The following is a 25,650-nucleotide window of genomic DNA, read 5'->3' as shown; positions in this document are numbered from 1 at the left end:
GCCGCCGTGACGCACAACTTCCGCAAGCCCACCCTGCCGCACCGGGCCGAGTTCCTGACCCTGCCGGCCACCATCTACTGCTCGGACCGGCTGTACTCCCCGACCGTCGCCGACCGGTTCGCGACCCGGAACAAGCGGGCCCGCCCGCTCCCCTTCACCCTGGCGTCCATCGCGCTGCTCGCCTTCTGCGTGATGCCGGGCGCCGGCAGGCTCTGGAAAACCCTTCGGGCCTGGCATGACTTCCCCCTCCTGCTGTTGATGATCTGGGGCGTGGTGTCACTCACCGGGTCTGCAGGCATCGACGGGCCGCTGTTGAAGGGCTCGAGCACCGGCTCGCCCGAGCCGGAAGAGGCTTCCGAGTCCGCTACACACGCGCCACCCAACTGATCAACGAGCCGGTCGAAGCCGCAGACGAGAAGATCCTCACCAAGACCATCGCCCACTACAGCCGCGTTGATCTCTGTGCACAGACGAGTCGGATTACATGGAGCTGGACCGCAGAGGCGCTGAGCTCCTGTTCCAGGTCCTGACCGACCGTGAGAAGAAGAACAGCGTCGCCATCGCCTCCAAACGAGTCGTTCGGCGGGGGGACCAAGACGTCCACGGATCCGCGGCTCTGCGCGGCCATCGTCGCCCGGCTCACCTTCGGCGAGAACAAAATCCCGACGGGCACGGGGTTTTACCGGCTCGCCGGCAGCCGGGCCGCCCAAGCCCGGGACTCATCCACGAACCGACCCAGCCCACCATCATTGTCATCCCGTCACGGCGACGGCGAGTTCGGGGCTTCGGGATGGCCGTCGAGCAAAGACAGACTGGCAACGACCTCGTCACCGGAAGAAACCGCCGTCGGCTGGAAGCCCACCGAGGCGTACAGAGCCGCGGCCACAGCGTTGTCCGGGTGATACGACAGACGAAGCTCCTGGCAGCCCTCACGTTGGGCCAGCCACTTCATGAGGGTCCGCACCGCCGCCCGCCCGACCCCCTGGCCCTGCTCGGCGCCATCGATCACCATACCCCCGAGCCAGTACGAGCCGTCTTCATCACGACCCCACATGATGTGACCCACCACCATGTCATCGGCGCAGACCGCCATCGAGTGCCAGATACCCTCCCGCAGTGACAAAAGCAGGTAGCGAGCCGCCAACGCGGGCACGTACCGGCGCTGGTCGTCCAGCGGAGCGACGTCCGCGACAGCACGCCAGTTCTCGTCATTCACCTCATGCAGGACCACACGCCGCCCCGCCCTGTCACAAAGCCCAAGGGTGATCACGGAGATCAGGCTACGAACCAAACGGTTGATCCGCGAGCCATTTGGCTTCGCAAGCCCCCCACACCACAGGCTCCGCCACCCGCTTCCACCACCGATCGCGCCGGTATCGTCAACTCCTCATCAACACTTCCGACCTGCATGATCGCTAAGTACTGCCGGAAACCATCGACAAACGCTGCCCGCTCCCGCCCACGCACCAATAGGCCAAGTCGCTCGCTGCGGGTGCCCCATTCGCCGCTGAACCGACGCCCTTGCCAAGGGTGTTCAGAGCAGGCCGCACGGAGGTGCCCTGCAGCGTCCTACCAGGCCGGCAGCAGCGCGGCCGACGCGGTCACACGCCCGGCGACCCCGCCGATTCGGTTCCACCATTCACAAGAGACAGCCTGCGGGCCGCGTCACGAGGGAACTCTGCGCCCGCAGGACCCCGTGGCCACGTCGGGCAGCCGGTCCGGCAGCCGGAGCACGGCTTCCGCCCCGCCCCCCGGAGGATTACGGAAGGCCAAGTGGGCGCCCAGGACGCGTGCCTGGCCCACCGCGATCGTCAGGCCCAGGCCGGTGCCGGCCCCCGCCACCGTGGTGCGGAACCGCTGAGGGCCGGAGGTGTGCAGGACCGCGAGGAGGTCGAGTGGGAAACCCGGGCCGCTGTCACGGACGTGCACGAGCGGGCCGTCCACCTCCACTGTGACCGGCAGGGTGCCGTGCCGGAGTGCGTTGGAGGCGAGGTTGGCGAGAATCCGCTCGACGCGGCGCGGGTCGGTCGTCACGACGGCGTCGGCCACCACATGGACCTCGACCTCATCGAGTCCGGCGACGGCCCGCCGAGCCATCGCGCTCACCTGCCGCCTCTCCGTCTCCGGGACGACGACCTGAGCGTCCAGCCGAGCGACTTCGAGGACGTCCTCGACCAGGGCGCGCAGGTTCCGTACCGAGCGGGTGATCAGGTCCGTGGCGGGCCCCGGCGGCAGCAGCCCGACCGCGGTCGACATGCCCGCGACCGGAGTGCGCAGCTCGTGCGCGATGTCGGCGGTCACCCGCCGTTCGGCTTCCAGCCGGGCGCCGAGCACGTCGGCCATGGTGTCGACGGCCGCGGACAGCCGGGCGATCTCGTCCCGGCCACCGGGCCGGACCCGGGCGTCGAGGTCGCCGTCCGCGATGCGTTCCGCGGTGCGGGCGGCGGCCATGGCCCGGCGGCCCGTGCGCACGCCGAGCAGGAGTCCCGCCGCGGACACCAGGACGGTCGCGGCCGCCCCTACCCCGGCCAGTGTGCGGTCCAGGCTGACCAGCGCCCGGGCCTGCGGGGCGTAGGACCGCGACAGAGCCAGCACCTGGCCGTCCGCGACCTGGGCCGCGGCCCACAGCACCGGATGCGGGCCGTCCTGGAGGTAGGTGACCCGGGTACCCGCCCGCACGGCTCGTGACACGGGGCCGGGCAGGCCCGGCGGGTTGATCCGCGCGGGGGACTTGCGGGCTGCCGCGTAGTCGTACACGGCGCTCATCAGCTGCTGGTCCAGTTGGGACCGGGCAACGGTCAACTGCTCGGACGCGGTGAGGCGGTGGACCAGCACACCGATCACGGTCGACACGGACAGGGCCGCGACGGCCACCGTGAGGGTGACCTTCCTGCCGACGGTCGCCGCGACGCCCCGCCTCACGCGCGCAGCCGGTAGCCGAAACCGCGCACGGTCTCGATCCGCTCCCGGCCGATCTTGGCGCGCAGCCGCTGCACATGCACGTCCACCACCCGGGTGTCACCGGACCACGCGTAGTCCCAGACCTGCTCCAGGAGCAGGTCCCGGGTGAACACCGTGCCGGGCGAGGCGGTGAACTCGCGCAGCAGCTTCAACTCGGTCGTCGTCAGGGCGAGGGTGCGCCCGCTGCGTCGTACGTCCAGCGTCACCGGACAGAAGGACAGGTCACCGAAGACCAGGGGGGTGACACGCGGTGCCCGCGGAGTCGGCACGGCGGGTGCGACGCGACGCAGCAGCGACCGGACCCGGGCGACCAGCACCGGTCCTTCGAACGGCTTGGTCACGTAGTCGTCGGCGCCGGCCTCCAGGCCCATCACCACGTCCACCGGGTCGTTGCGCGCCGAGATCAGCAGCACCGGCACCCCGGACTCCTCACGGATCCGACCGGCCAGGCTCACCCCGTTCAGCCCTGGCAGCATGATGTCCAGCACCGCCACGTCCGGCCTGTGCTCCCGGAACAGGGCGAGCCCGCTCACGCCGTCGGCCGCCGCTCGGACGCAGTATCCGCGCTCCTCCAGGGTGAGCCGGGTGGCCTCGCGAATCATCTCGTCGTCCTCGACGAGCAGGATGTCGTGCATGGTCACTCTCCTGGTGGGTCGGACACGATCGTCATGGCTTCGGCACGCGCAGGGGGACGCTGCTGGTGTCCTCCGCCCAGTAGGGCGCCGGCCGGTGGAGGGGGGTGACGCTCGCGTGGCTGTAGTACGCCGCGTACTGCCGCTTCACCAGGCCACTGATGATGATGCTGACGGGGTAGCTTCGCGGTGCCTGGTCGGGACACTGCGCACCGCAGGAGAAGTCCATGACGTAGCCGGTCGCGGTAGCCCTTGGCGAACCCCAGTTCCGCCACTGCATCCAGTCCAGCGTCGTGTAGTCGGTCAGATTCATCATGTACGGCCGCTCGTTGGGCTCCGATTCCCAGCTCAGGACGTACACCGGTCCGCTCCACGGGATGCGGGTCGGGGCGGGGCCCTCCACGCGGGTCCCACCGACGGGCGCGGCACAGCCGCTGAGGCAGGCCAGCAGGCCGGCGAGTGACGCGCGCAGCGCGGAACGTCGAAGAGGCATGCAAGTCTCCCCCGTGCTGTCGGTCGTTTCGGCTCAAATTGTGCAGGTCGTTTGATGAACGGCCGGTTAAATTGACCCGTGATGTCCGCGACAGGGGCTTGGCGCAACCTTCTGGTGGATTCGTGCATCGGAGGTCTGCCGGATCCATTTCTGGCAAGCGTGTGACGCCGGTGCGACGTCGCCGACGGACAACCGGTATCGGTCCTGTGGCCGGACCAATCGTGCGAACCACTCGTCGAGCAGCGCGAAGACCCGCGGCTCCCGGCGAGCGTCGGGTCCCGTCGGCGTGTAAATGACCTCCTGGAATCCGAGCCCCCGGAGGGGTCAGCTTGCGGCCGATGGACATGTTCCAGGCCTTCCAGGGGACTGCGCATAGGTGCGGGCCGACGATCACGGCCCTGTCAAACGTTCGCAGTTCCCCGGCCCCTCGTCGTTGGGCGATCGCAGACACTTGCCCCTGCCGCGATCGCGGGGGAAACGGACGTGGCTTCGCCTCGCCCTCCGGAACGGTCCGGAGGGCGAGGCGAAGGGGGTGCTCACGGTTCCTGATCCGCCTTCAGCGTGAAACGGCCCGTCTGGCAGGCCCTGTCGATGATGGCCAGGAAGGTCGCCAGCTGTCGGGGGTCCTCGTCGGCGAGGAGCTGGCCGCCGTCCTGGACGACGACCGTGACGGGACCGTCGGACTCGGCCACGGTGAGCAGGCAGTCCTCGAAGGAGTCCCAGTTGTGGCTGAAGTAGTCCGGGAAGCCCATCGCCTCCGCCCACTCGGCGAACAGGTCACTCTTGGTGCGGCAACGGCTCCCACGGACCTCGGTCATGACGCCCGCCTACCAGGTGCCCAGGTAGTGGAAGGAGCCGTAGTGGTCGAACGTCGCATAAACGTGGCCGTTACGGGTGTTGCGGACGAGGCGCTGCGCGTCCCGGGTGTGATGCGAGAGCCCGCGCGTCCAGGAGTTGACGTCGTACTCGCGGTAGACATTGTTCGAGCCGCTCGCGTTGTTCCGCGAAACGTGGTGCAGCAACTCCAGGTGCTCCACCCGGCCCTGACGGTCCTGGAAGACACCGCCGTAGAAGACTTCCCAGCGCTCCGGGGCTCGGCTGGTGCCCGTGTCGTACGCGTACCAGCCACGGGCGTTCGGGGTTGTGTTGCCGGGCCAGCCCTGCCCGGGGAAGCCGCTCTCCCCCCGCGCCGCCAGACGGCTGGGATTGCCGGTGCTGACGCCCTCTTCGTTCCAGAAAGTGGCCGCTGACTGCGCGCCCCGCCAGTCCTGGCTGCTGATGCCGGCCGGCTGGTGGCCGCGCGCCGGGAGCGGCGCGGGCGGCGCGGGCGGCGCGGGCGGCGCGGGCGGCGCCGGGCAGGTCTGGGACGGCAGACTGGAGCAGCTGGGAGACGAAGCGGCGTGGGCGGAGGCGGACACTCCGACCCCGCTGACGGTGATGCCGAGCAGCATGACCGGGATCGCGGCCTTGCGGGCGTGGGCACGCAGCCGGAACGACAGGGAGCGCTTCTCGCGCGGTGTCTCCAATGCCTCGGTCGAGGACATGGTGGCTCCTTGGGATGGTGTGGGATTCCGGCCGGGGCAGGTGCGCCCCGGCCGAACCCAAGAAGACCGGCCGTACGTCTCAGTGGTCCGGCGGCCACATCACACCTGGCCGCCGCAAATGACGTTCAGCTGTTACGGGACCGCCGACTCGTTGTGGGCATGGTCGGGCAAGGTGGCGGCTGATGACGCTACGCGTGGACCGGCCGAGGTGGGCCGCGCCCTGGTCACCTCGTACTCGGCTCCGGTTTCCGTCCCGCCCGCGGACTGGCAAGGGCGGGTGCCTTCAGGCGCCCGGCTTCGAGGCCGTCATCGACGAGGGGGTCTACACCAAGCGGACCGTCACATACCTGCGAGCCCGGCCCGCCGCCTCCGTGCCGAATCACCTGGCGCGCCCCGACGCTCTGCGCCGCCAGGAGCAGCGGCTTGCCGCCTGGGGCGAGCCGACCGACGAGTCCCTCGGGGCCGTCGCCCTGGTCCTCGGCCTTGTGCTGTACCAGGTGGGGCGAGACTCCGCCCGAGCGCCCTCTTCGCGAACGAGCGATACGGTGTGGCACGACGTCACCCGTCTCCTCGATCCCAAGGCTGCCGGGCTGGACCTCCTCGCCGGCCTGCCCAACAACCTGGATCCGGACTGCCTCCGCCCGATCCAGGCCCTGCGTCTCACCTCCGCCGGCATTGCCCCGGCCGAGACCGTTCGCTGGACACGCCGCCCGCTCATCGCGGCGCTCGTCACCGAAGTAGCCGTGCCGAAGCGTGCTCGCCGAAACCGGCCGCGCCTTGACCACATCACGCCAACACGGTCAGTAACCCGCGTCCAGCAGGAACCGCCACGAACCCATCGTCTTGGCCCCTGTGACAATCCGCCGCCGTGGGCGTACATCACCGCCGGGCGGGCGGCGTGCCTACCGCTGTCGGGCAAGCGCAGGTCGAGCACGAAGGACCGGTAGCCCGGTGACGTGGCGTACGGCACGTCCAGGCAGATACGCACTCCCTCGAACGGAGCGCTCGGCGTCAGGCACACCAACTCCGGCCAGCGTCCCGGGTGTCCACCCGGCTCCGTCACCGTGGACGCAGCTGCCCTCGGGGTACCTCAGGCTGCCGTCTCGGCGGTGACGGTCAGGACCGCGCGGGCGAGGATGTGGCCCGCGATGGTGAAGCCGAGGTAGGCAGGGGTGCCGTCGGCCGGGACGCCGACGCGGGTCACGTCGAGGGCGTGCACCACGACGAAGTAGCGGTGCGGGCCGTGGCCGGGCGGCGGGGCGGCGCCGACGAACCAGGCGAGACGAGCGTCGTTGGGCAGTTGGAAAGCTCCCTCGGGCAGGACTGAGCCGGTGTCGTCCCCGGCACCCTCGGGCAGTTCGGTGACGGTGGCGGGGATGTCGGCGACGGCCCAGTGCCAGGATCCGGAGCCGGTCGGGGCCTCACGGTCGTAGACGGTGACGGCGTAGCCCAGGGTTCCCTCGGGGGCGCCGCTCCACGACAGGTGCGGGGAGATGTCCTTGCCGCCGGGACGCCGACAATGCCGGACAACTGCGCGCCAGGCCAGGTGCCTCCATCGTCGACGGTGGTGCTGGTGACACTGAAGCTCGGCACATCGGGGGCGCCGCACTCGATCGCCAGCCTCAGTCAACCGGCGCGGCCACGGCCGGTGTGCTGGTGGCCGGCAGGCCCAGGCTCGGGGTGTTCAGGGCGTAGACGGTGATCCGGTAGCGGTGGGCCAGGAACTGGCCCCCCGGTACCGGGTCGTCCACGATCTGCAGATACTCCTCGCCACCTGGACCGGCGCCTGCCCCACCTGCCATCGCAACGAAAGACGTAGAGGCACCCCCCACGCAGACCGGTGCGTGACAGCAGGCTGTGCGGCTCGGCCCAAGAAGCGAAGCCCGCCCGGGCAGGCGCCGCAGCACGCGGCGGGAGGGCGACGGACCGGCAGGTGTCGGTCCGCCACCCTCCCGTAGTCGAAGTCGGGCTGTCAGTCTGTCAGTTGATCTTCACCAGCTTCCACTGCTGGTTGGTAGCGCCGGTTGTGGGCCACTGGACGATTCCCGCGCCGTCGGTGGTGGAGTTCGCGTCGATGGCGACGTTGTAGGCGTTCGAGCGTGACTCGATGGTGAAGTTGCCGTTGTCGGTCGGGGCGATCTGCCACTGCTGGTTCGGTTGGCCGGTGGGGGTCCAGAGGTGGAACCGGGTGTTGGGCGTCGTGGTGGCGTAGGGGATGTCCAGTGCCTTGTTGCTGGCGACACCGGTGATGCTGTAGTAGCCGTCGCTGTTGCGGGCCAGCCTCCACTGCTGGTTGGTGCTGCCGGTGTCGGCCCACTGGATGATCGGCGTGCCGTTGGCGGTACCGCCTCCGGAGGCGTCGAGCGCCTTGCCGCTCCTGACGCTGATGATCTTGTAGGTGCCGGAGAGGTCGGGGACCGTTCCGGGGGTGATGGACAGGTTGGAGTACTGAACGGGGTAGTACCCGGCAGTGCCGAGGCCGGCCAGACCGCCGCTGAAGCTGTTGTCGGTGACCGTGCCGACCGTGGTGCCGTCGATCCTGGCGGTGATCGTGGAGCCCTGGAAGCCGAGGGACAGCTTGTGCCAGGTGTTCGTTCCGGGGGCGGACACGGTGCCACTGGCCAGGGTGGTCCAGATCCAGGTGTTGTTCGTGGTCCAGCTCGTCTTCAGCACCGACCAGGCGCCGGTGTCGGACAGGCGCAGGTGGTAGGCGTTCAGGCCGCCGTTGTTACGGCCCTGGGTGCCGACCCGGCCGAGGATCTCGGCGGCGCTGCCGCTCTTCTCCAGCAGCACGTCCGAACTGACCGTGTAGTTGCCCCAGCCCAGCTCGCCCATGATCGTGTAGGGCTGGGTGCTGTTCTCGTGGGTCCACTTGAGCGGCTGGACCTGTGCCATCTGGCGCAGGCACCGGCCGGTGCGGCCGCCGGCGCAGGAGGCCGACTCGAACGCGCCGTTCATGGTGGCGAAGTACTTGGCCTCGCGTCCGGCGCCGTAGCCGGCGAAGGTGTCGGCGTACGGCAGCGCGAGCCGGCTGCGCTGGGGGGAGGTGACCGTGCCGGGGAGCTGCCCGCTGGTGGTGGTCACCGTGTAGACACGACCGGGCTGCGCGGTGAGCGTGTACGTTCCGTTGGTCGCCGTCAGGTCGGAGCCGCGCACCATGCTCGGCGTGTCCCTGCCGGGCTGGGACAGGTCGGTGGACCACACCCGCAGGGTGCCGCCGGGAAGCCCGCCCGCCACCTTGAGGTTGACCGTCTGCGCCTCGGTGGCCTGCGTCGTCTCCAGGACGGTGCTCCAGGCGCTCTTGTCGGGGGCGGCGTAGCTGACGTAGCTGCCGTTGACGCGGTTGCCCGCCAGGTAGCCGGTGGCGGTGTCGACGTACTTCCAGCCGGGCGAGGTGAACTGGGTCGTCTGCGCGATCACCCAGGCGGTGCGGCCCACGCGGTAGTTGCCGGACCAGGGCTGGTTGGCGTTGATCAGGCCGACGGTCTCGAAGTCGAGGTTCTGGTAGATGGACGCGACGATCGGCCAGTTGATGTAAGCGGTGGTCTTGGCGTCGATGTAACCGCGGTTGAGGGCGCGGGCCACCGGCGGAGCACCGATCTCGGCGTCCTGCGAGCCGTTCTCACTGGCCCAGATCGGCTTGCCGAGAGTCTGGGCGTCGGAGGTGGACAAGCAGGACGTCATCTCGGATATGCCACCGCAGGTGTAGTGGCCGCCGGCGATGTCGACAGCGTCGTACAGGGCGCTGTTGTTCTTCATCTCGGTGGCGATCTTCCATGCGTTGTCCCCCCAGTTGTCGCCGCCGACCAGCTTGACCGAGGAGTAGCCGTTCGCTCGAAGGGCCGACTTCAGGTTCACGTACCAGGTGGCGTCGTAGTCCTTCTCGTTCCAGCCGCCGACGTAGTCGACCGTCACGCCGTGCTGCTTGGCGCAGTCCAACCAGGACAGGTAGTAGTCGATCATGTCCTGGGAGTAGAAGTTGCCGTTTCCGATCCAGCCGGGCGCGCCCCAGGGCATGCCGAGGACCTTGATTTTGGGATTGCGGGCCTTGGCCTGCTCCATCAGCCAGAACTCGTAGCCGGCGTTGCAGTTGATGGTGCCCTTGGTGTGCTGGTGGCTGGCCTCGGCCCCGTCGGTGGAGTTGGTGTCACCGCCCATCTCCACCTTGAGGATCTGCAGGTTCGCGCCGTAGCCCGGCTTGAACAGGTAGTCGAGGACCTGGTTGCGCTGGGTGTCGGGGTAGTCGTGCAGCAGGCGTGTGTTGCCGCCGCCGCCGCTGATCGCGCCGACGCCGTCGAAGGTCCGGCCGCCGCTGGTGCCGTCCACGGTGATCGAGGTGGCGGGGATGGCGGCCTGCGCGGTGGACGGGAACGGCCCGTAGAGCATGGCGAGCGTGAGGAACAGGACGGCGAAGGCCGCCATCCGTCTGATGTGTCTGTCGGGCAGACGCAGGATGTCGGGCAAGGGTCGGTCCTCCTGGGGGCGTGGCCTTCCGCACCGAGGCTGCGGCGCGTACGAGGTGACTGTGGGATGCCAGGTGCCAGGTGTGTGCGGACCGCACCGCTGAGCTGCCTTGGTCGGCGAGCGGTGCGGCCCTCGCGTACGAGTGGTCAGCGACCTTCTGGAGGGCTCAGGTGCGTGTCCACTTCTGGTTGGCCCCTCCGGTGCAGGTCCAAAGGATCAGCTTGGTGCCGTTGGCGGTTGCCGCGCCGGAGGCGTCCAGGCACAGGCCGGACAGGTTGTTGGTGATCGTGCCGTTCGAGTTGACGATCCACTTCTGGTTGGTGCCGCCTGTGCAGTCCCAGATGATCACCTTCGTGCCGTTGGCGGTGCCGGTGTTCTCGGCGTCGAGGCACTTGTTGCCGTAGACCACGAGTTCGCCGCGCGAGGTCTGAGCGAAGGTCTCGTTACGTCCGCCGGAGCAGTCCCACAACTGCGCCTGGGCGGCATTGACATAGGTGTTCTTGTCGATGTCCACACAGCGGTCGGATGCGGAGCCGACGAGGGCTGTGCCCTCGGTACCGGGGATGCCCTGGATGCGGACGGCACCGATGTCGGGAGCGGTGCTGCCGGAAATGGCGGCGAACTTCACGGTGTTGGCGCCCTTGGCCAGGTGCGCGAGCACGGAGACGGTGCGGTAGGTGGTGGCCGAGCCGGTGGGCGGGAAGGCCACGCGGTAGGGGTACTGACCGTTCACCTGGATCGTGGCCGTGCGGGCGGTGTTGCCGCCGTTGGCGTACGTGATGTCCACCAGTTTCGTGCCCGCCGACGAGGCGGTGACGCCGGTGAACGTCGGGGTGGTGGCGGTGGTGGTGTCCTCGTACGTGCTGCCGGAGGCCTCGGTGCCGGAGACGGTCAGGAGCACCGCGTCGTTCGCCGGGACGGAGGTGGTGTAGCTGGTGGCGAACGATCCGGCGTCGGTGCGGGTCCAGGCGTTGCGCACGGTCGCGGAAGCTGTGGTCAGGCCGAGGTCGGCCCAGCGGACGGTGATGTTCGCGGCGGAGCCGGTGCGGTTGAACAGCATCACCGCGCGCTTGCCGGTGCCGGAGAGCACCTTGCCGTACACCTGCAGGCCCCGGGTGTCCTCAGCGACCTTCACACCCTGCAGCCCGCGCGGGTCCTGATTGATGGCCAGGACCTCGGGGTTGGTGAGGATGTCCCGGGTCTCCGTGGTCATCGTGGCCACGTTGTTGCCGGCCAGCAGCGGGGCGCCGGCGATTGACCACAGACTCATGTGCAGCCGGTTGCGTGCGGCGGTCATGCCGTTCAGGCCGACCATCAGCATGTCGGGGTCGTTGACGTAGCCGGTGTGATGGGCCGCGGGCTGCAGGGCCTCGTCGAAGTTGCGGTACATCTTCGTCAGGCCCGGCGTCTCCCGGAACAGGAGCACGTCGTGGCTGGTGCGCCACAGGTCGCCGTATCCGGTGGCCCAGTTCCACGGCAGGCCCGTGCCCCATTCGCAGAAGGAGAGCACGAGCTTTCGGCCGGTGACGGCGGAGGCGGCCTCGTTCGCGGCGGCGATCTGCTTGTATTGGGTCTCCTGGTTCAGGCCCTCCTCGCGGCCGCCGCACCAGTCGATCTTGACGTAGTCGAAGCCCCAGCGCTGGAAGGTCTCCAGGTCCTGCTGGTAGTGGCCCTCCATACCGGTATTGGGGGCGGCCGAGCGGGTGGTGGGGAAGTAATAGCCGCAGCCCTGCTTGCCCGCGTCGGTGTAGATGCCGGCCTTCAAGCCCTTGCTGTGGATGTAGTCGGCGACCGCCTCCATGCCGCCGGGCCACAGGTTCTCGTCCACGACGATGTTGCCGTTCGCATCGCGCCGGCCTTGCCACCAGCCGTCGTCGAGGTTGACCAACTTGTAGCCGGCCGCTGCCATACCGGAGGAGACCAGAGCGTCGGCCTGCTGCTTGATCACGTTGTGGTCGATGCTGCTGAAGAAGCTGTTCCAGGACGCCCAACCCATCGGCGGCGGAGTGGCGCCCATCTGACCGGTGCTCACAGCGGCCGGCTCGACGGACAGGGGGGCCGACGGCTCCTGCCCGTCAAGGGACGCCAGACCGGCGACGGTGAGTCCGGCGGCGATGAGTTGGGCGGTGATGCGCCTGGTCCATCTTCGTGCCGCGGTGCGGAACATGTGGCTCTCCATGGGGGAGGTGAAACGGTGGGGGTTACGGCGGCGTGGTCCGCCGTGGCGGTCAGTTCGAGTGCCCGATGCAGCGCGTCGGGAAGCTTCGCGACCGGAGGACGTGAGGGCGGTCAGCCGCCCCGCGTCGTGCGCCGTGCGGCTACTTCATTCCCGTGGTGGCGATTCCCTTGACGAGGTAGCGCTGGCCGACAAGGAAGACGATGAAGACCGGGATCAGCGTGACGACGGACATCGCGAACAGCGAGCCCCATGAGGATCCGCTGGTGGCGTCCACGTAGTTGCGCAGGGCCACGGGCGCCGTCTGCAGTTCGGGCTTGGTCAGGTAGATCAACTGGCTGAGGAAGTCGTTCCAGGTCCAGATGAAGGTGAAGATCGCGGTGGTGGCCAGGGCCGGCAACGAGATCGGCAGCAGGATACGGAAGTAGATACGCCAGTAGCCGGCTCCGTCGATCTTGGCCGCCTCGTCCAGCTCGGTGGGCAGGCTCCGGAAGAACTGGACCATCAGGAAGATGAAGAAGGCGTCCGTGGCCAGGAACTTGGGGACGATCAGTGGAAGGAAGGTGTTGACCCATTCGATCTTCGAGAACATCACGTACTGCGGGATGATGAGAACGTAGATCGGGACCATCAGGGTCACCATCATCATGCCGAAGAAGAACGCCCGCCCGCGGAACTTGAGCCGGGCGAAGGCGTAGGCCGCCATGGAGCAGCTGACCAGGTTGCCGAGCAGCGCCCCCAGGACAACGATCGCCGAGTTCAGCAGATAGACGCCGAAGGGGTGTGACAGCGCGTTCCAGCCGTCGGCGTAGTGGCCGAAGTCGGTATCCGTGGGCAGCAGGGAGGGCTCACGGAAGATCAGGGCGTCGGGTTTGATCGAGCTGGCGATCATCCACAGCAGCGGGTAGATCATCACGAGTCCGAAGGTGATCAGCACGACGTGCTTCAGGAGGGCACGTATGCGAGCTGCCCGCCTGCGGCGTTGCTCGGCAGGTGAAGCGGGGGCAGGCGAAGGAGTGTCTTCGGCCTTCAGGAGTGTCATCTCACTTACCGTCACCGTAGAACACCCATCTCTTGCTGAAGTAGAAGTTGATTGCGGTCAGGACGCCGACGATCACCACGAGGAGCCAGGCCATGGCGGAGGCGTAGCCCATGTGGAGTCGGCCGAAGCCCTCGTCGTAGAGGTACAGGGAGTAGAAGAGGGTCGAGTCCGAGGGGCCTCCCGTCCCGCCGCTGACGACGAATGCCTGGGTGAAGGACTGGAAGGAGCTGATGACCTGCAGGACGAGGTTGAAGAAGATGATCGGGGTGAGCAGCGGCACGGTGACGTGCCGGAACTGGGTCCAGCGGCCGGCGCCGTCCAGAGCGGCGGCTTCGTAGTACTGCTCGGGAATCTGCCGCAGGCCCGCCAGGAAGATCACCATCGAGGACCCGAAGGTCCACACGTGCAGGACGACGAGGCTGTACAGCGCGGTGTCCGGGTTGGAGATCCAGCCGGTCCCATGGATGCCGAACAGACCGAGGAACTTGTTGACCAGACCTTCGGTGCCGAAGACCTGTCGCCATAGGATGCCCACCGCAACCGAGGCACCGAGGAGCGAGGGCAGGTAGTAGACGGACCGGTAGAACGCCAGTCCCTTGATGCCCCGGTTGAGGACCATCGCCAGGGCGAGGGCGACCGCCAGCAGCAACGGCACGCTGAGGGCGACGTAGGTGAAGGTCACGGTCAGGGACTGGCGCAACCGGGGGTCGTCGAGCATCTTGCTGTAGTTCTCGAACCCCACCCACTTCGGAGAACTCAGCAGGTTGTAGTCCGTCATGGAGAAGTACAGCGAGGCGATCATCGGACCGAGCGTGACGCCGGCCATGCCGACGAACCACGGCAGGAGGAAGACCCACGCGGCACGTTCTTCTTTTCTGGCCGCCTGGCTGAGGGGTCTGCGGAGCACAGTCATCGTCCTCGGGTTCTTGGATCGGGTGCGGGATTCAGGAGTCGCTCGACGACGGCTCGGCGTGCTGCGACGGGGCCAGAGGGCTGCGCACGACGGCGACGTCCGCCGCGTCGAGGATGAGCGTCTCCCCGGCCTCAAGGCGGCGTCCGGTGATGAGGTCGGTGCCGGAGCGGTCGAGAGTGACGGTCGCCTTGTCCTGCCGGTGGTTGAGCAGGAACAGGTACGCGTTCGTGTCCGAACGTCGCTCGGTGACCTCCACGCCGCGCGGTGCGGCGTGCACCGGTCGTACCCCGGCGCGGTCCAGGACGTGCCGTACCAGGGCCTCAAGGACGTCGTCGTCCAGACGTGTGCCGACGTACACGGCACGGCCCCGGCCGAGTTCGTGCTCGACCACAGCGGCCTTGCCGGCGAGATGGCCCTCGCGGTAGACGGCGAGCGGTCGGGCGGTCTCGAGGTCGACGTCGTCCTGCCACGCGGAGGCGGAGGCGAGGAAGCCGTTCAGCGCGGACTGGTCGGCTGCGGCCTGGACCGGCACCCTGGCTTCGGCGGGCAACGGAGAGAACTCCTGGACGTGCGCGCCGATGATCTCGCGCAGGGCCCCCGGATATCCGCCTTCGACGATCCGGTCGTCCTCGTCGACGATCCCGGAGAAGTACGAGACGACGAGCTGGCCGCCGATCTCCACGAACTGCCGCAATGCGAAGCTCTGTTGACGGGACATCAGGTATTGGTTGGGGATGACCAGGACCCGGTATGACGACAGGTCGTCGTCGAGACTCACGACGTCGACGGCGACCTGGCTGTTCCACAGGGCCCGGTGGTGCCGGGCGACGGTGTCCCGGTAGTCGAAGGTGTTGTCGGGGTGGGCGCAGCCTTCCACCGCCCACCAGTTCTGCCAGTCCCACACGATCGCGACCTGTGCGCCGCTACGGGCCGTGGCGACCTCGTCGATGGTCCGCAACTCGTTGCCGAGTGCCTTGACCTCCTGCCAGGTCCGGGTCTTCTCACCGCCGTGCGGGAGCATCGCCGAGTGGAACTTCTCCTGTCCCTGGCTGGAGGCCCGCCACTGGAAGAACATCACCGCGTCGGAGCCGTGCGCGACGGCCTGGTAGGAGCCCAGGCGCATCCGGCCGGGCTGTTTGACCTGGTTGGTCGTCCACTGGCTGACCGCGCCGGCCGCCTGTTCCATCAGCATCCAGGGCCGGCCGCCGCCCAGTGAGCGCATCAGGTCGTACTGGAAGGCGGCGACTGCCATCGAGTGGGGCTTTCCGGGGTCGGGGTAGCAGTCGAAGGCGACGACGTCGAGTTCCTTCGCCCACCGGTGGCTGTCGGTCAGCCGGCACTGAAAGAAGTTGGTGGTCGCCGGTACGTCCGGTGTGATCGCGTGGAGGAGGTCACGCTCGGCCGTGACAAGTTCCAGCAAGTTGTCGGAGGTGAAGCGGGAGAAGTCCAGCTCGCGGGAGGGGTTGACCGAGCCGCGCACGGGCCCGGGGAGGTGCACCTGGGACCAGTCGCTGTAACGCTGGCTCCAGAACGCCGTTCCCCACCGGTTGTTCAACTCGTCCAGCGTGCCGTAACGCTGCCGCAGCCAGGTGCGGAAGCGGTCGTCGCACAGGTCGCAGTAGCAGTCGGAGTGGTACTCGTTGCCGATGTGCCACATGGCCAGGGCGGGATGCTTCCCGTACCGCTCGGCCAGCGCGGTGGCGATGCGCCGGCTGCGGTCCCGGTACACCGGGGAGGAGGGGCAGAAGTGTCCTCTGCTACCGATGCCGTGCCGCCCTCCCTGCCGGTCGGCCGACAGCGTTTCGGGGAAGTCCGTGGCGAGCCACGGTGGCGGTGCGGCGTTCGGTGTCGCCAGGTTGACATGGATGCCGTTCGCCCACAGCAGGTCGATGATCTCGTCGAGCCAGGAGAAGTCGAACCGGCCGTCGGCCGGCTCCAGCATGGCCCAGGAGAAGATGCCCAGGCTCACGAGCCGCACTCCTGCGGCTCGCATGAGCCGGACGTCCTCCTGCCACACCTCCTTCGGCCACTGCTCCGGGTTGTAGTCCCCGCCGTAGACGACTCCCGGCAGTCGACGGCGAAAGGTGTTCATGCGCGGATCGGGCACGGCGGGGATTCCTTCCGGAAGCGCTGCTACAAGTGGCGGCTCAGAGCTGGGACTTGATCTCGGAGATGAACTTCTCGGCTGCCTCCTGCGGCGACACGCGGTCGAACAGCACGTCCTCGTTGAGTCGCTGGAAGATTTCCGGGACGGCGGGGCCGGCCTCCGCGTTGGGGATGTGCAGTGCGGTCGGCTTCAGGGCGTTGACCCGGTTCAGGTAGTCGGCGATCCGCTTCTCCACGGGAGACAGCTCGGGCGTTATCGCCTTGAGCACGTCAGGGTTGTTGGGAACACCGCGGTCGAACTTCTGGATCTTGGCCGCCTCGGGCGAGTTGACCAGGAAGTCGAGCAGCTGCGCGGCCTCCTTGGGGTGCTCGGTCCGCGCGGAGGCGCCGTAGAAGATGCCGGGCTTGGTGTAGGCGCCGACCTGGGTGGCTCCGTCCTCGCCGGGGAAGAGGAGCAGCTTGGTCTCGCGTCCGCCGGCGCCCTCGATCGCGCCGAGCTGGGTGACGGACAGGTCGCTCATGGCAGCCTTGTGCTGGGCCACCAGGCCCTGCTCGACACCGGCTCCCGACGACAATTGCTCGATCGCGGCCTCCGGGCTGGTCGTGCCACCGCTGTCACGCAGCTTGACGACCCATTCCCAGTAGGCCGCCACGGTCTCCTCAGAGAAACCGATCTTGCTGCCGTCCTTGGTCCAGTAGTCCTCGCCATGCTGCCGCAGCCACGTGCCCAGGTCGTTGGTGTAGAGCGGCATCGCAGTGCCGACCAGACCCTTCTTCCCCTTGGAGAGGGCCGCGGAGGTCTTCACATAGTCGTCCCACGACCACTTGGTGTCGTCCGGAAGAGGCACGCCGGCCTGCTTGAACGCCACCGGATCCGCGACGATGCCGAAGCCGCTGTCGCCGGCCGGGACTCCGTAGAGACCGTCCTTCACGGTCGTCATCGCCATCGAGTTCACGGGCAGCCTGTCCGTGTGCAGCACGTCCTTGACCTTCTTCAGGTCCATCAGCTGCCCGTTGTCGATGTAGGAGTACATGAACGGGTCCGTGAGCTGCAGGACGTCGGGCATGTCACCGGCGGCCGCGCTGGTCGACAGCTTCTTCCAGTAGTCGTCCCAGTTGGAGTACTCGGGCTGCACGTCGATGTTCGGGTGCTCCTTCTCGAACACCGCGATCATCTGCTTGGTCATCTCGTGCCGGGAGTCCGATCCCCACCAGTTGAACCGGATGACGGTCTTGCCACCGCTCCCGGAGGAGTCTCCGGCGCAGCCCGCGGACAGGACCAGGGCGAAGACCGAACAGGTCAGTCCGACAGCCCGGAGTCGAGAGCGTCTGCTCGGACGGGACGAGTGGTTCATGTTGGGGCTCCTCTGCTGCCATCACTGGGCGGTGCGCCCAGACGGGGGAAACGTCGTCTCAGAAAGTCGACGCAGGACGCCGGCCGTCTCGCCGCGCGTGGCTGCCGACTCGCAACTCGGCTGCTTTGCGGTCCGCGAAAGTTACCTGCGATCCGGTTGTCGGCAGCCGGCCCGGCTCATCGGGATCCCGGGTCGACTGCAGCGGCTCTGACAGGGGTTGTTGTGAACGTACGCTGGAGCCTTGGGTCGACATGCCGAGCTGATCTGCGGGGTTGACCGCGAGCATCGCGCCGAGTTGAGGCTGTGTGCGTCAGCAATAGTGAACGTTCACGCGGTGAGCGTAGTAACCGACCACATCTCGGTCAAGAGTTCTCTACGTAACACTTGGGTATTTGGTGCACTTCACCGGTTCCGGTCCGGTATGGAAGCGGAACGGGCCACGGGGGAACGTACTGGGTCAGCGCGTTCCGCCCGGTGCGGGCGAAGCGTTCGGGCGCCTGCGTCCGCCCGAACGCCCCTTGCACGGCCGGTTGGTGGGGCCGACGGGCTACAGGGTGTGGTTTCTCGCCGGTCCGGACGACTCGCGCAGCACGAGGCGGCAGTCGAGGTCCAGACGCAGCTCGGGCTCGGTCTCTTCGCGGATGCGGGCGAGCAGGGCCTGCATGGCCCGCCGACCCATCGCCTCGCGATCGAGATCCACGGTGGAGATGGACGGGTTGAAGTACGCGGTGAACTCCTGGTTGTCCCAGCCGAAGACGCTCACGTCCTCCGGGACCCGCCACCCGCGGTCCTGGAAGCCACGGATGACGCCCATGGCGACGTCGTCGTTGGCGGCGAGAACCGCAGTGACACCCGAGTCCGCCGACAGGCCCTGGGCCGCATCGTATCCGGACCGCACCGACCAGTCGCCGTCGATGACGGCGTAGTTCTCCAGGCCCCGCTCTGCGACCGTCCGCAGATAGACCTCGCGCCGTTTGCGTGCGGACATCCAGTCCGTGCTGCCGGCGACATGGACGAAACGCCGATGGCCCAGGGAGACGAGGTGATCGATGATCATGGCAGCCGGCTCACCGTCAGCCGTGATCCCGTGAGACCGCATCTGGTCGTCGTATTCGCCTATGACGACGGTGGGAGTGTGCTCCAGCCCCAGCTTCTCCAGATCGCCGATGGGGGTGAAGCTCAGCACCCCGTCTGCCTGACCGGAGTCGAGGAGGGCACGGACACGGTCGCCCCTGACCCGTTCGTCGCCTTCCAGACCGACGATGTCCAGCAGATAACCGGCCGCCTGCGCCTCCGCAGACGCACCCCGAAGGATCTGCGAGGGCACGAACGTCGTCATGGCCGGCAGTACCACGGTGACGCGGTTCGACTTGCGGGTGCGCATCGACCGCGCCACCAGGTTGGGCCGGTAGTCGAGCTCGGCCACGGCCTGCTCGATGCGGGCCAGCGTCTGCGGCTTCATGCCTCCGTTGCCCCGCAGAAAGCGCGAGACGGTCTGATGCGACACCCCCGCGTGCGCCGCGACGTCGAGGATGGTGGGACGCTTCCTGGTGGGTGGCTTCGGACGTTTCACGTCCCGCTCCGATCTCTCCGGTCCCGTGTCCGCCTCCACCGTGCCGCCCCCCCGCCGCATCTCCACGCACCGCACGCCCATCGGTACTCTACTGCCGAGTTCGCCATGGCAGGCCGGACCCTATCCTCTTGCCTCCGCCGACACCGGGCGGCACCCGTACGTCATGTCAGACCTGCACAGTCCAGTGCTGGTTCGTATGCGCCTCTTCGTTCCAGCAGGCGTACTGCAGCAGCCGGGCCCCGTCCGTCGTGAAGGCCCGATCCACGTCGAGGCACTTGCCGGAGTGACGGGCGACGATCTCGACGTAGCCGGTGCCGGTGTCGCTCAGCCGCCACTGCTGGCTGGTGCGGCCGTCGCAGGTCTGCTGGACGATCGCGGCCGTGTTCGCCGTGGAGGAGCCGGCCACGTCGAGGCACAGTCCCGAATGCCGGGAGAGGATCTGGTAGTAGCCCCCGCCGACTTCGTGCAGTTGCCACCGCTGGTCGTCGCCGCCCGAGCAGCCGGCCTGCTCGATCGCGGCCCCGGCCGCGGTCGAGGAGCCGACCGCCTCGGCACACTTGCCCGAGTGCCGCGCCTTGAGCGTCGTCGTGTCGGACAGCCGGGACAGTTCCGACGAGAGCACGGGGACGTAGAAGTCGGTGATCCCGGCGATGTTCGGATGCGTGCCGCTGCCGCCGCTGCCCGGGTAGCCGCCCACGAGTCCGTCGAAGGTGTACGCCACCCGCTGGGCGTCGACACGCGTGTCGAGGGTCGCGTCCCCGAAGACGTCGGCCACCGCCACGCCCCACTTCTGGGCGGCCTGCAACTGCACCTGGCGCAGGGCGAGCTGGGTGTCCCAGTCGCGCGAGCCCATCTTGTGGGCGGCCACGTAGACCAGCTGGGCGGTCGGCCACTTCTGCCGCATCGTGTGGATGGTGGTCTCGAGCGCCCCCGCGTAGGTGCCGGGGTCGAGGGTGGCGGGGTCCTGCGAGCCGCTGACGGTGCCGACCTCGTAGGTGTGCAGGTCGTGGATCTCGATCGCGTCGTTCGTGCCACCGTCGAAGACGACGAAGTCGGGCGCCTGCGAGCTCGCCGACTTCACCTGGTTCAAAATCTGTCCGCCGCTGGCGGTGGGCGCCGGACCCACGGTCGCGCCGTTGCGTGCGTACTTCGTCAGCGTCATGCCCTCGCGTTCGGCGACGAAGTTCACGAAGCTGCGCGCGTACTGGTGCCCGTAGACGATGCTGTCACCGAAGGCGTAGACGGACGAGCCGGAGAGGGATCCGTAGGCGGGATCCGCGGGGCGGGTCAGGCGGAAGTCGTCGATCGACTGCACACCGGTGCCGTAGTAGTTGCAGGCGACGAGCTTCGCCAGGTTCTGCCCCGTGATGCTTCTGGTGGTGGAGACCAGCACCTTCGGAGCGGCTTCCTTGCTGGTGACCGTGTACTGGATCTTGCCGAGCGTGAAGTCCATGTGCAGATCGACCATGTACGTCTTGGCCCGGTCGAAGCTGATCTTGGTCCAGGTGGGATTGAGCGAGTCCGGGGCGGAGGTGGAGTCCGAGTCGGGACCGGTCGCGGCGTGACGGAACTCCGCGCCGGTCGCGGCCATGCCGAAGACCAGGCGTCCGGCGCTGTCGCGCAGTTCCAGACCGGTCTTCATCCCGGTGCTGGTGATGGCCGTCTTCCAGTCGAACCGCAGGTCGAGCGTCTTCTCCTGGGTGATCGACGACGCGAACGGCCGCACGGACGTTGTGTAGTTGCCCATGCCCTTCGTGACCTCCAGTACGCCGTTGCCGATGGCGGCCCCGACCGGGAAACCGAAGTTCGCGGGGGTTGTCTGAGCGTCGAACGTCTCGTTGATCAGCGTCGCGCCCGGGGCTTCGGCGGCGGAGGCGGCCGGGGGCACGAGAAGGGCCGAGACGACAAGGAAGCCGGCGACCAGAGAGCCGGCCCATCTTCGGGGCCGACGGCCCGTTCTGCGCATGACCGTATACACGTGATCTCCCTTGATCTCTGGTGATACCGACCGATGCCCGGCGGGAGGAAGAGAGCGCGGCAGCGGCGCGGCCCGAAGGCCGCACGGAAATGCCACGAAGTACCGGGAAGGATGAGGTGTCCGACAACAGCAGGGGCAACGTAGTGATCGTTCACCCGAGCGGTCAAGAGGTCTGCAGGTGATCGTTCACTACGCGAGGACGTCCGCGACATACCTACGCTGACCCGCTCTGGACCGCGGCCGAAATCTTCCCGTCCACACCATTGACACGCAAGCGTTACAGCCAGTCTTATGTGCGCCATCGTTGGTTTCGGTCAACATCTGATCGCCAGGGCCCCGCCATCGCCTGTCGGCTCGATCGCGCTGCGCCCGACACCCCCCGACTCGAAGGTTCCTGACGGCGCCGTCGACCCCTCAATTGTGATCGTTCACCAACCGGCGGAAGTCCACCCGACACGGAGGTAGTCCCTATGAAGTCGAACACCGGCTCCTGGTCGCGCCGCAGATTCCTCGCCACGAGCGGGGCGGCAGCCCTCGGGAGCATGGCACTGAACCTCGTCGGCGGCCTCCCGCGGGCCGCCGCGGCCGGCGGCGTGGTGTCCTACGTCGACACATCGAGGTCCACGTACGACAAGATCGCCCTGATGGTCGACGGGAAGCCCTTCTACCACAGTGGCGTCCAGTTCCGGTACGAGAAGCACAAGTACACGTACGGCTGGACGGACGCCCAGTTGAAGCCGGTGCTCGGGATGATCCGGGACGACGGTTTCACCGTGGTGAACATCCCGCTCTGGTGGTCGCAGATCGAGACCTCGAAGGACACCTTCGACTGGACCGACCTCGACAAGTACCTGGCATGGTGCGGGGAGTACGGCCTGAAGCTGGAACTGCTGTGGTTCAGCCATGAATCGACCGGTCAGTCCATGGCGGCCAGAATTCCGGCCTACGCGATGAACGACTACCAGGTCGTGGTGAAGTCCGACGGCACCCCGCTCACCCTGAACGGCAACCCCCTCCTGGACAAGACCGACCCGAACATGCTCGCCAGGGAGAAGTTCGTGCTCGGCCGGCTCATGAGCCGTCTCGCCGCCGTCGACACCGCGCACACCGTCGTCGGCATCCAGGTGCTGAACGAGCCGAACGTGTCGAAGCAGCAGGGCGGCCAGGCCATCGCCCGGAGCTTCAGTACGTACAGCACCGACCTGTGGAACAGCGGCGGATACACCGACACGACGAAGTTCCGCAAGGACGTGCTGCTGAACTACCTGACCCAGCTCGGGCAGGTGATCAAGCAGTCCGACTACTCGGTCTACACCCGGACCAACCTCGCCGGCAGCGCGGACACGGTGCCGGTCGCCGAGAACGAGGTCCTCAGGAGCCAGGGAACGGCGACCATCGACTTCTTCGGAAAAGACCCGTACACCAAGAATTTCGACACGCTCTACGACTACGGGCAGGACGGCACCTGGGCCCGGGGGAAGAACTTCCCCATGATCATGGAGAACTTCGGAGGTTCCTCGACGGTGGACGTCGAGAAGTTCAACGCCATCGCCGGCAACGCCGTCCACAATCTGTACGCCGCGCTGGACCCGGACTCCAGCACCGGCATCAGCGACCACGGCCTGTACAACTGGAGGCCCGACACCAAGGTCGTCACCCGCAAGACCCCCTCCCACCAGGTCGCCCGGCTCAACCGCGCGCTGAAGAAGATCCACCGGGACCTCGCCAGCAGGACTCCGGTGGAACGCGGGGGAACCACCCTGCAGACCTTCAACCGGAGCGCGACCGCGAGCGCCACGACCACCAAGCCCCTGGGCGGCGTCGACATCACCTTCACGACGTCCATCGGTGCGCAGGCGTTCGGCGTCCGGCGCGGTCCGGCCGAGTTCGCCTTCGCCACCACGACGGAGGCCACGTTCACGCTGCCGGGAACCATCGGTGTCGTACGGTCCGTCGAGGTGGGCCACTACGACGCGAACGACATCTGGGTGAAGTCCGGCACGAAGGCGTACAGCACCGTGTCCGGGAACACCGAGATCACCCTGGCGACCGAGGAGTGCGTCCGGGTCTCGTACCTCGTCAGCGGCGCGAAGTACAAGCTGAGGAACACCTCCTCGGGCAAGTACCTCGACACCGACGCGGACGGCGCGGTCATCGTCGCGTCCGGGACCGTCTACGACGACCAGGACTGGATCGTGGCCAAGGACGCGTCCGGTGCCTGGACCATCAAGAACGTGCGAACGGGGCGCCTGTATCTGGAGACCGTCGCCACCGACAACAACGTCATCTACAACACCGGCACCGTCGCGGACGCCTCGCTCTGGAGCCTGGAAGGGGTCGCGGCAGGCGGGCTCCGCGTCAGGAACACCCACACGGGAAGGGCCTACCTGTACGGGAACTCCGCGGGTGAGGCGAAGTGGAACACGGGAACGCAGGACGCGAGCACGGTCTGGGAATTCCAGCCCAGGTAGCCGCGCCCGCCGTCCCTTCCCCCGCGAGGCCGGAAGTCGGTCCACGCGGGGGAAGGGACGGCGCAGGGTGCCCGTGTAATGATTGCCGCATGACGCAGGCCGACGTGTTGCGGGCTCTGGACGCCAGGGCCGCCGGTCAGTGGGGTCTGGTGACCACCGCACAGGCGAAGCTGGACGGCGTACAGGGCGTCCAGCTCCTGCGGCTGGAGCGGTCCGGAGTGCTGGAGAGTGTGGGCCACGGGGTGTACCGCCTGGTCGCCTCCCCCTCACCGGAGCACCTGAGGATCAAGGTCGCGTGGCTGCGGCTGGATCCCAGGACCCCGGCTCGGGACCGCCGTACCGACGGCTCCAGGTCGGGCGTCGTCTCCCACGCCTCCGCGTGTGCGGTGCACGGCCTGGGCGGCCGGCCCGCCGACCCCGTGGAGCTGACGGTCGCGTCACGCCGCACCGCACGTGACGGGACTGTCGTGCTGCACCGCGCGGCCACGGCCGCCGAGGACATCACCGTCGTCGACGGACTACCCGTCACCACGATGCCGCGTACCGTCGTCGATCTGCTGCAAGCCCGCGCCGACGCGGCCCGTACGGGCGCGTTCGTCGCCGAGGCCGCCGCCCGTGGCCTGGTGCGCGTCGACGACCTCGCGCCACGGGTCGCGGGCTTCGCCGGTGCCTACGGGCTGCCCGAGGAGGCGTCCGGCGCGGAGCTGCTGGAGTTGCTGTGCGCGCGGGCGGGCCGTCCGCTGCGGGCGGGGAAGGCCGGTCGGCCCGTCGCGAGGACCGCCGGCCCGGGGGCCGCCTCCGACCCGGAGAGGAAGCGGCCGACCATCTGGGAGGTCGCCAAGCGGGCCGGTGTGTCGCACCAGACCGTGTCCCGGTTCCTGAAGAACGACGGTGGCATGAAACCGGCGACGCGAGAGAGGATCGAGCGGGCCGTCGCCGAGCTGGACTACCGGCCCAACCTGATGGCGCGGTCGATGCGCACCCGGCGGTCCCACCGGATCACCATCGTGCTGCCCGAGTTGAGCGGCTTCGTTCCGATCCCACTGCTGAGGGGCGCCTCGGCCGCGGCGCACGAGGCCGGGTACATGACCGACGTCGTCGGACTGGAGGGCGGCGAGTCGCGGCGCGCCCGCAGCGTGCTGTCCCTGCTGGACACCCGGCAGGCGGACGGGGTGCTGTCGCTGGTGCCGCTGGGGGACCTCGCCGACGGCCAGGGCGCCGGGCGGCGCCCGGTGGTGGTGCTGGGCGAGTACGACGACAAGCTCCAGTCCCGGGGACGGCTGGCCGACGGGCGACCCGCCGAGCAGATCCTGCGCCACCTCGCGGACCAGGGGCACCGCCGTTTCCTCCACGTCGCCGGCTCGCAGGACTGGGCCTCGGCACGCAACCGTCGCGCCGTCTACCTGGAGGCGGTCGAGCGGCTGGGCCTGGAGTCCTACGGCGTCGTCGACGGGGACTGGTCCGTACGCTCCGGCTACGAGGCCGCCCGGGACCTGCCCGCTGATTCCGGTGTGACGGCTGTGCTGGCTGCCAACGACTACGTCGCCCTGGGGGTACTGCGTGGCTTCCAGGACCGCGGTGTGCGGGTGCCCGAGGAGATGAGCGTCTTCGGCTGGGACGACGAGGAGTTCACCCGGTACTTCGCACCGAGCATCTCGACGGTGCACATCAACAAGGAAGAAGTCGGCCGCCAGTCGATGCTGTCGCTGCTCGCCCTTCTGCGCGGCGAGCCCGAGCCGGAGTCCGAGGTCGAGGATCTGTTCCACCTCGTGCCGCGCGGGTCGAGCGGCCCGGTCCCCCGCTGACTCCCTCCGGTGTTCCCGTCAGCGCGTCATGCAAAATGTGAACGATCACTGCGTAACTCTTGACCACAAAGGTGACCGTTCACTAAGTTCATGCTGCCGCCCGCGGTTCACATCAGCGCGAGCCGCGTTCGTCCGAC

19 protein-coding genes and 2 pseudogenes are annotated in these 25,650 nt (G+C 68.1%); 5 read left to right on the top strand and 16 right to left on the bottom strand.

The window, feature by feature from the left end:
• Positions 1 to 6 precede the first annotated feature (6 nt).
• Both ABKA17_RS42895 and ABKA17_RS42890 read left to right on the top strand, forming a co-directional pair.
• A complete protein-coding gene (locus ABKA17_RS42895) occupies positions 7 to 387 on the top strand; it encodes a hypothetical protein (RefSeq protein ID WP_353697833.1) in 381 nt (126 codons plus the stop codon).
• Positions 348 to 725: pseudogene (locus tag ABKA17_RS42890) on the top strand (ATP-binding protein); the annotation flags it as partial. The gene ABKA17_RS42895 and the pseudogene ABKA17_RS42890, both read left to right, overlap by 40 nt.
• Positions 726 to 760: 35 nt before the next feature.
• Here the strand turns inward: ABKA17_RS42890 and ABKA17_RS42885 are convergent.
• The 6 genes from ABKA17_RS42885 to ABKA17_RS42860 form a co-directional block, all read right to left on the bottom strand.
• Positions 761 to 1,270, bottom strand: a complete 510-nt coding sequence (locus ABKA17_RS42885) for a GNAT family N-acetyltransferase (RefSeq protein ID WP_353697832.1) — start codon at positions 1,268 to 1,270, stop codon at positions 761 to 763.
• A 395-nt stretch (positions 1,271 to 1,665) separates the two neighbouring features.
• Positions 1,666 to 2,922, bottom strand: a complete 1,257-nt coding sequence (locus tag ABKA17_RS42880) for a sensor histidine kinase (protein WP_353697831.1) — start codon at positions 2,920 to 2,922, stop codon at positions 1,666 to 1,668.
• Complete coding sequence (gene cseB / locus ABKA17_RS42875; RefSeq protein WP_353697830.1) at positions 2,919 to 3,596, bottom strand: two-component system response regulator CseB; 678 nt, start codon at positions 3,594 to 3,596, stop codon at positions 2,919 to 2,921. The genes ABKA17_RS42880 and cseB overlap by 4 nt, the downstream gene beginning before the upstream one ends.
• 31 nt (positions 3,597 to 3,627) lie before the next feature.
• On the bottom strand, positions 3,628 to 4,086 hold the full coding sequence (locus tag ABKA17_RS42870; protein WP_353697829.1) for a hypothetical protein: 459 nt from the start codon (positions 4,084 to 4,086) through the stop codon (positions 3,628 to 3,630).
• Between the two features lie 536 nt (positions 4,087 to 4,622).
• Positions 4,623 to 4,904 (bottom strand): barstar family protein, encoded by a 282-nt coding sequence (locus ABKA17_RS42865; protein WP_353697828.1) that lies wholly within the window; start codon positions 4,902 to 4,904, stop codon positions 4,623 to 4,625.
• Between the two features lie 9 nt (positions 4,905 to 4,913).
• Positions 4,914 to 5,630 (bottom strand): ribonuclease domain-containing protein, encoded by a 717-nt coding sequence (locus tag ABKA17_RS42860; RefSeq protein WP_353697827.1) that lies wholly within the window; start codon positions 5,628 to 5,630, stop codon positions 4,914 to 4,916.
• A 182-nt stretch (positions 5,631 to 5,812) separates the two neighbouring features.
• Here ABKA17_RS42860 and ABKA17_RS42855 point away from each other — a divergent pair, with 182 nt between their 5' ends.
• The gene (locus tag ABKA17_RS42855; RefSeq protein WP_353697826.1) at positions 5,813 to 6,577 is read left to right on the top strand and encodes a hypothetical protein; all 765 of its coding nucleotides are present in this window, start codon (positions 5,813 to 5,815) and stop codon (positions 6,575 to 6,577) included.
• A 143-nt stretch (positions 6,578 to 6,720) separates the two neighbouring features.
• Here ABKA17_RS42855 and ABKA17_RS42850 read toward each other — a convergent pair.
• From ABKA17_RS42850 to ABKA17_RS42805, 10 genes and pseudogenes are all read right to left on the bottom strand, one after another.
• Positions 6,721 to 7,256 (bottom strand): annotated as a pseudogene (locus ABKA17_RS42850) (YbhB/YbcL family Raf kinase inhibitor-like protein).
• The gene (locus ABKA17_RS42845) at positions 7,253 to 7,432 is read right to left on the bottom strand and encodes a hypothetical protein (protein WP_353697825.1); all 180 of its coding nucleotides are present in this window, start codon (positions 7,430 to 7,432) and stop codon (positions 7,253 to 7,255) included. Before ABKA17_RS42845 ends, ABKA17_RS42850 begins: the two are co-directional and overlap by 4 nt.
• 178 nt (positions 7,433 to 7,610) lie before the next feature.
• Entirely contained in the window at positions 7,611 to 10,094 is a 2,484-nt protein-coding gene (locus tag ABKA17_RS42840; protein WP_353697824.1) for an RICIN domain-containing protein, read from the bottom strand.
• 166 nt (positions 10,095 to 10,260) lie between these two features.
• Positions 10,261 to 12,261 carry a ricin-type beta-trefoil lectin domain protein gene (locus ABKA17_RS42835; protein WP_353697823.1) on the bottom strand — a complete coding sequence of 667 codons (2,001 nt, stop codon included), beginning with the start codon at positions 12,259 to 12,261 and terminating at the stop codon, positions 10,261 to 10,263.
• A 151-nt stretch (positions 12,262 to 12,412) separates the two neighbouring features.
• Positions 12,413 to 13,207, bottom strand: a complete 795-nt coding sequence (locus ABKA17_RS42830; protein ID WP_353697822.1) for a carbohydrate ABC transporter permease — start codon at positions 13,205 to 13,207, stop codon at positions 12,413 to 12,415.
• Positions 13,208 to 13,313: 106 nt separating this feature from the next.
• On the bottom strand, positions 13,314 to 14,225 hold the full coding sequence (locus tag ABKA17_RS42825) for a carbohydrate ABC transporter permease (RefSeq protein ID WP_353697821.1): 912 nt from the start codon (positions 14,223 to 14,225) through the stop codon (positions 13,314 to 13,316).
• Between the two features lie 31 nt (positions 14,226 to 14,256).
• Entirely contained in the window at positions 14,257 to 16,317 is a 2,061-nt protein-coding gene (locus tag ABKA17_RS42820) for a beta-galactosidase (protein WP_353697820.1), read from the bottom strand.
• 55 nt (positions 16,318 to 16,372) lie between these two features.
• Positions 16,373 to 17,686 (bottom strand): extracellular solute-binding protein, encoded by a 1,314-nt coding sequence (locus tag ABKA17_RS42815; protein ID WP_353697819.1) that lies wholly within the window; start codon positions 17,684 to 17,686, stop codon positions 16,373 to 16,375.
• A gap of 547 nt (positions 17,687 to 18,233) precedes the next feature.
• Positions 18,234 to 19,319: a LacI family DNA-binding transcriptional regulator gene (locus ABKA17_RS42810; protein ID WP_353697818.1), complete on the bottom strand. Its 1,086-nt coding sequence runs from the start codon at positions 19,317 to 19,319 to the stop codon at positions 18,234 to 18,236.
• Positions 19,320 to 19,425: 106 nt separating this feature from the next.
• Complete coding sequence (locus ABKA17_RS42805) at positions 19,426 to 21,237, bottom strand: RICIN domain-containing protein (RefSeq protein ID WP_353697817.1); 1,812 nt, start codon at positions 21,235 to 21,237, stop codon at positions 19,426 to 19,428.
• A gap of 470 nt (positions 21,238 to 21,707) precedes the next feature.
• Between ABKA17_RS42805 and ABKA17_RS42800 the strand changes: the two genes are divergently transcribed.
• Complete coding sequence (locus ABKA17_RS42800; RefSeq protein WP_353697816.1) at positions 21,708 to 23,708, top strand: RICIN domain-containing protein; 2,001 nt, start codon at positions 21,708 to 21,710, stop codon at positions 23,706 to 23,708.
• 89 nt (positions 23,709 to 23,797) lie between these two features.
• The gene (locus tag ABKA17_RS42795) at positions 23,798 to 25,513 is read left to right on the top strand and encodes a substrate-binding domain-containing protein (protein ID WP_353697815.1); all 1,716 of its coding nucleotides are present in this window, start codon (positions 23,798 to 23,800) and stop codon (positions 25,511 to 25,513) included.
• Positions 25,514 to 25,650: the final 137 nt, after the last annotated feature.

Origin of the sequence: Streptomyces sp. RG80 (genome assembly GCF_040446465.1) — a bacterium.
In the GTDB taxonomy this organism is placed as follows: domain Bacteria; phylum Actinomycetota; class Actinomycetes; order Streptomycetales; family Streptomycetaceae; genus Streptomyces.
This window is presented reverse-complemented; position numbering and strand designations above follow the sequence as displayed.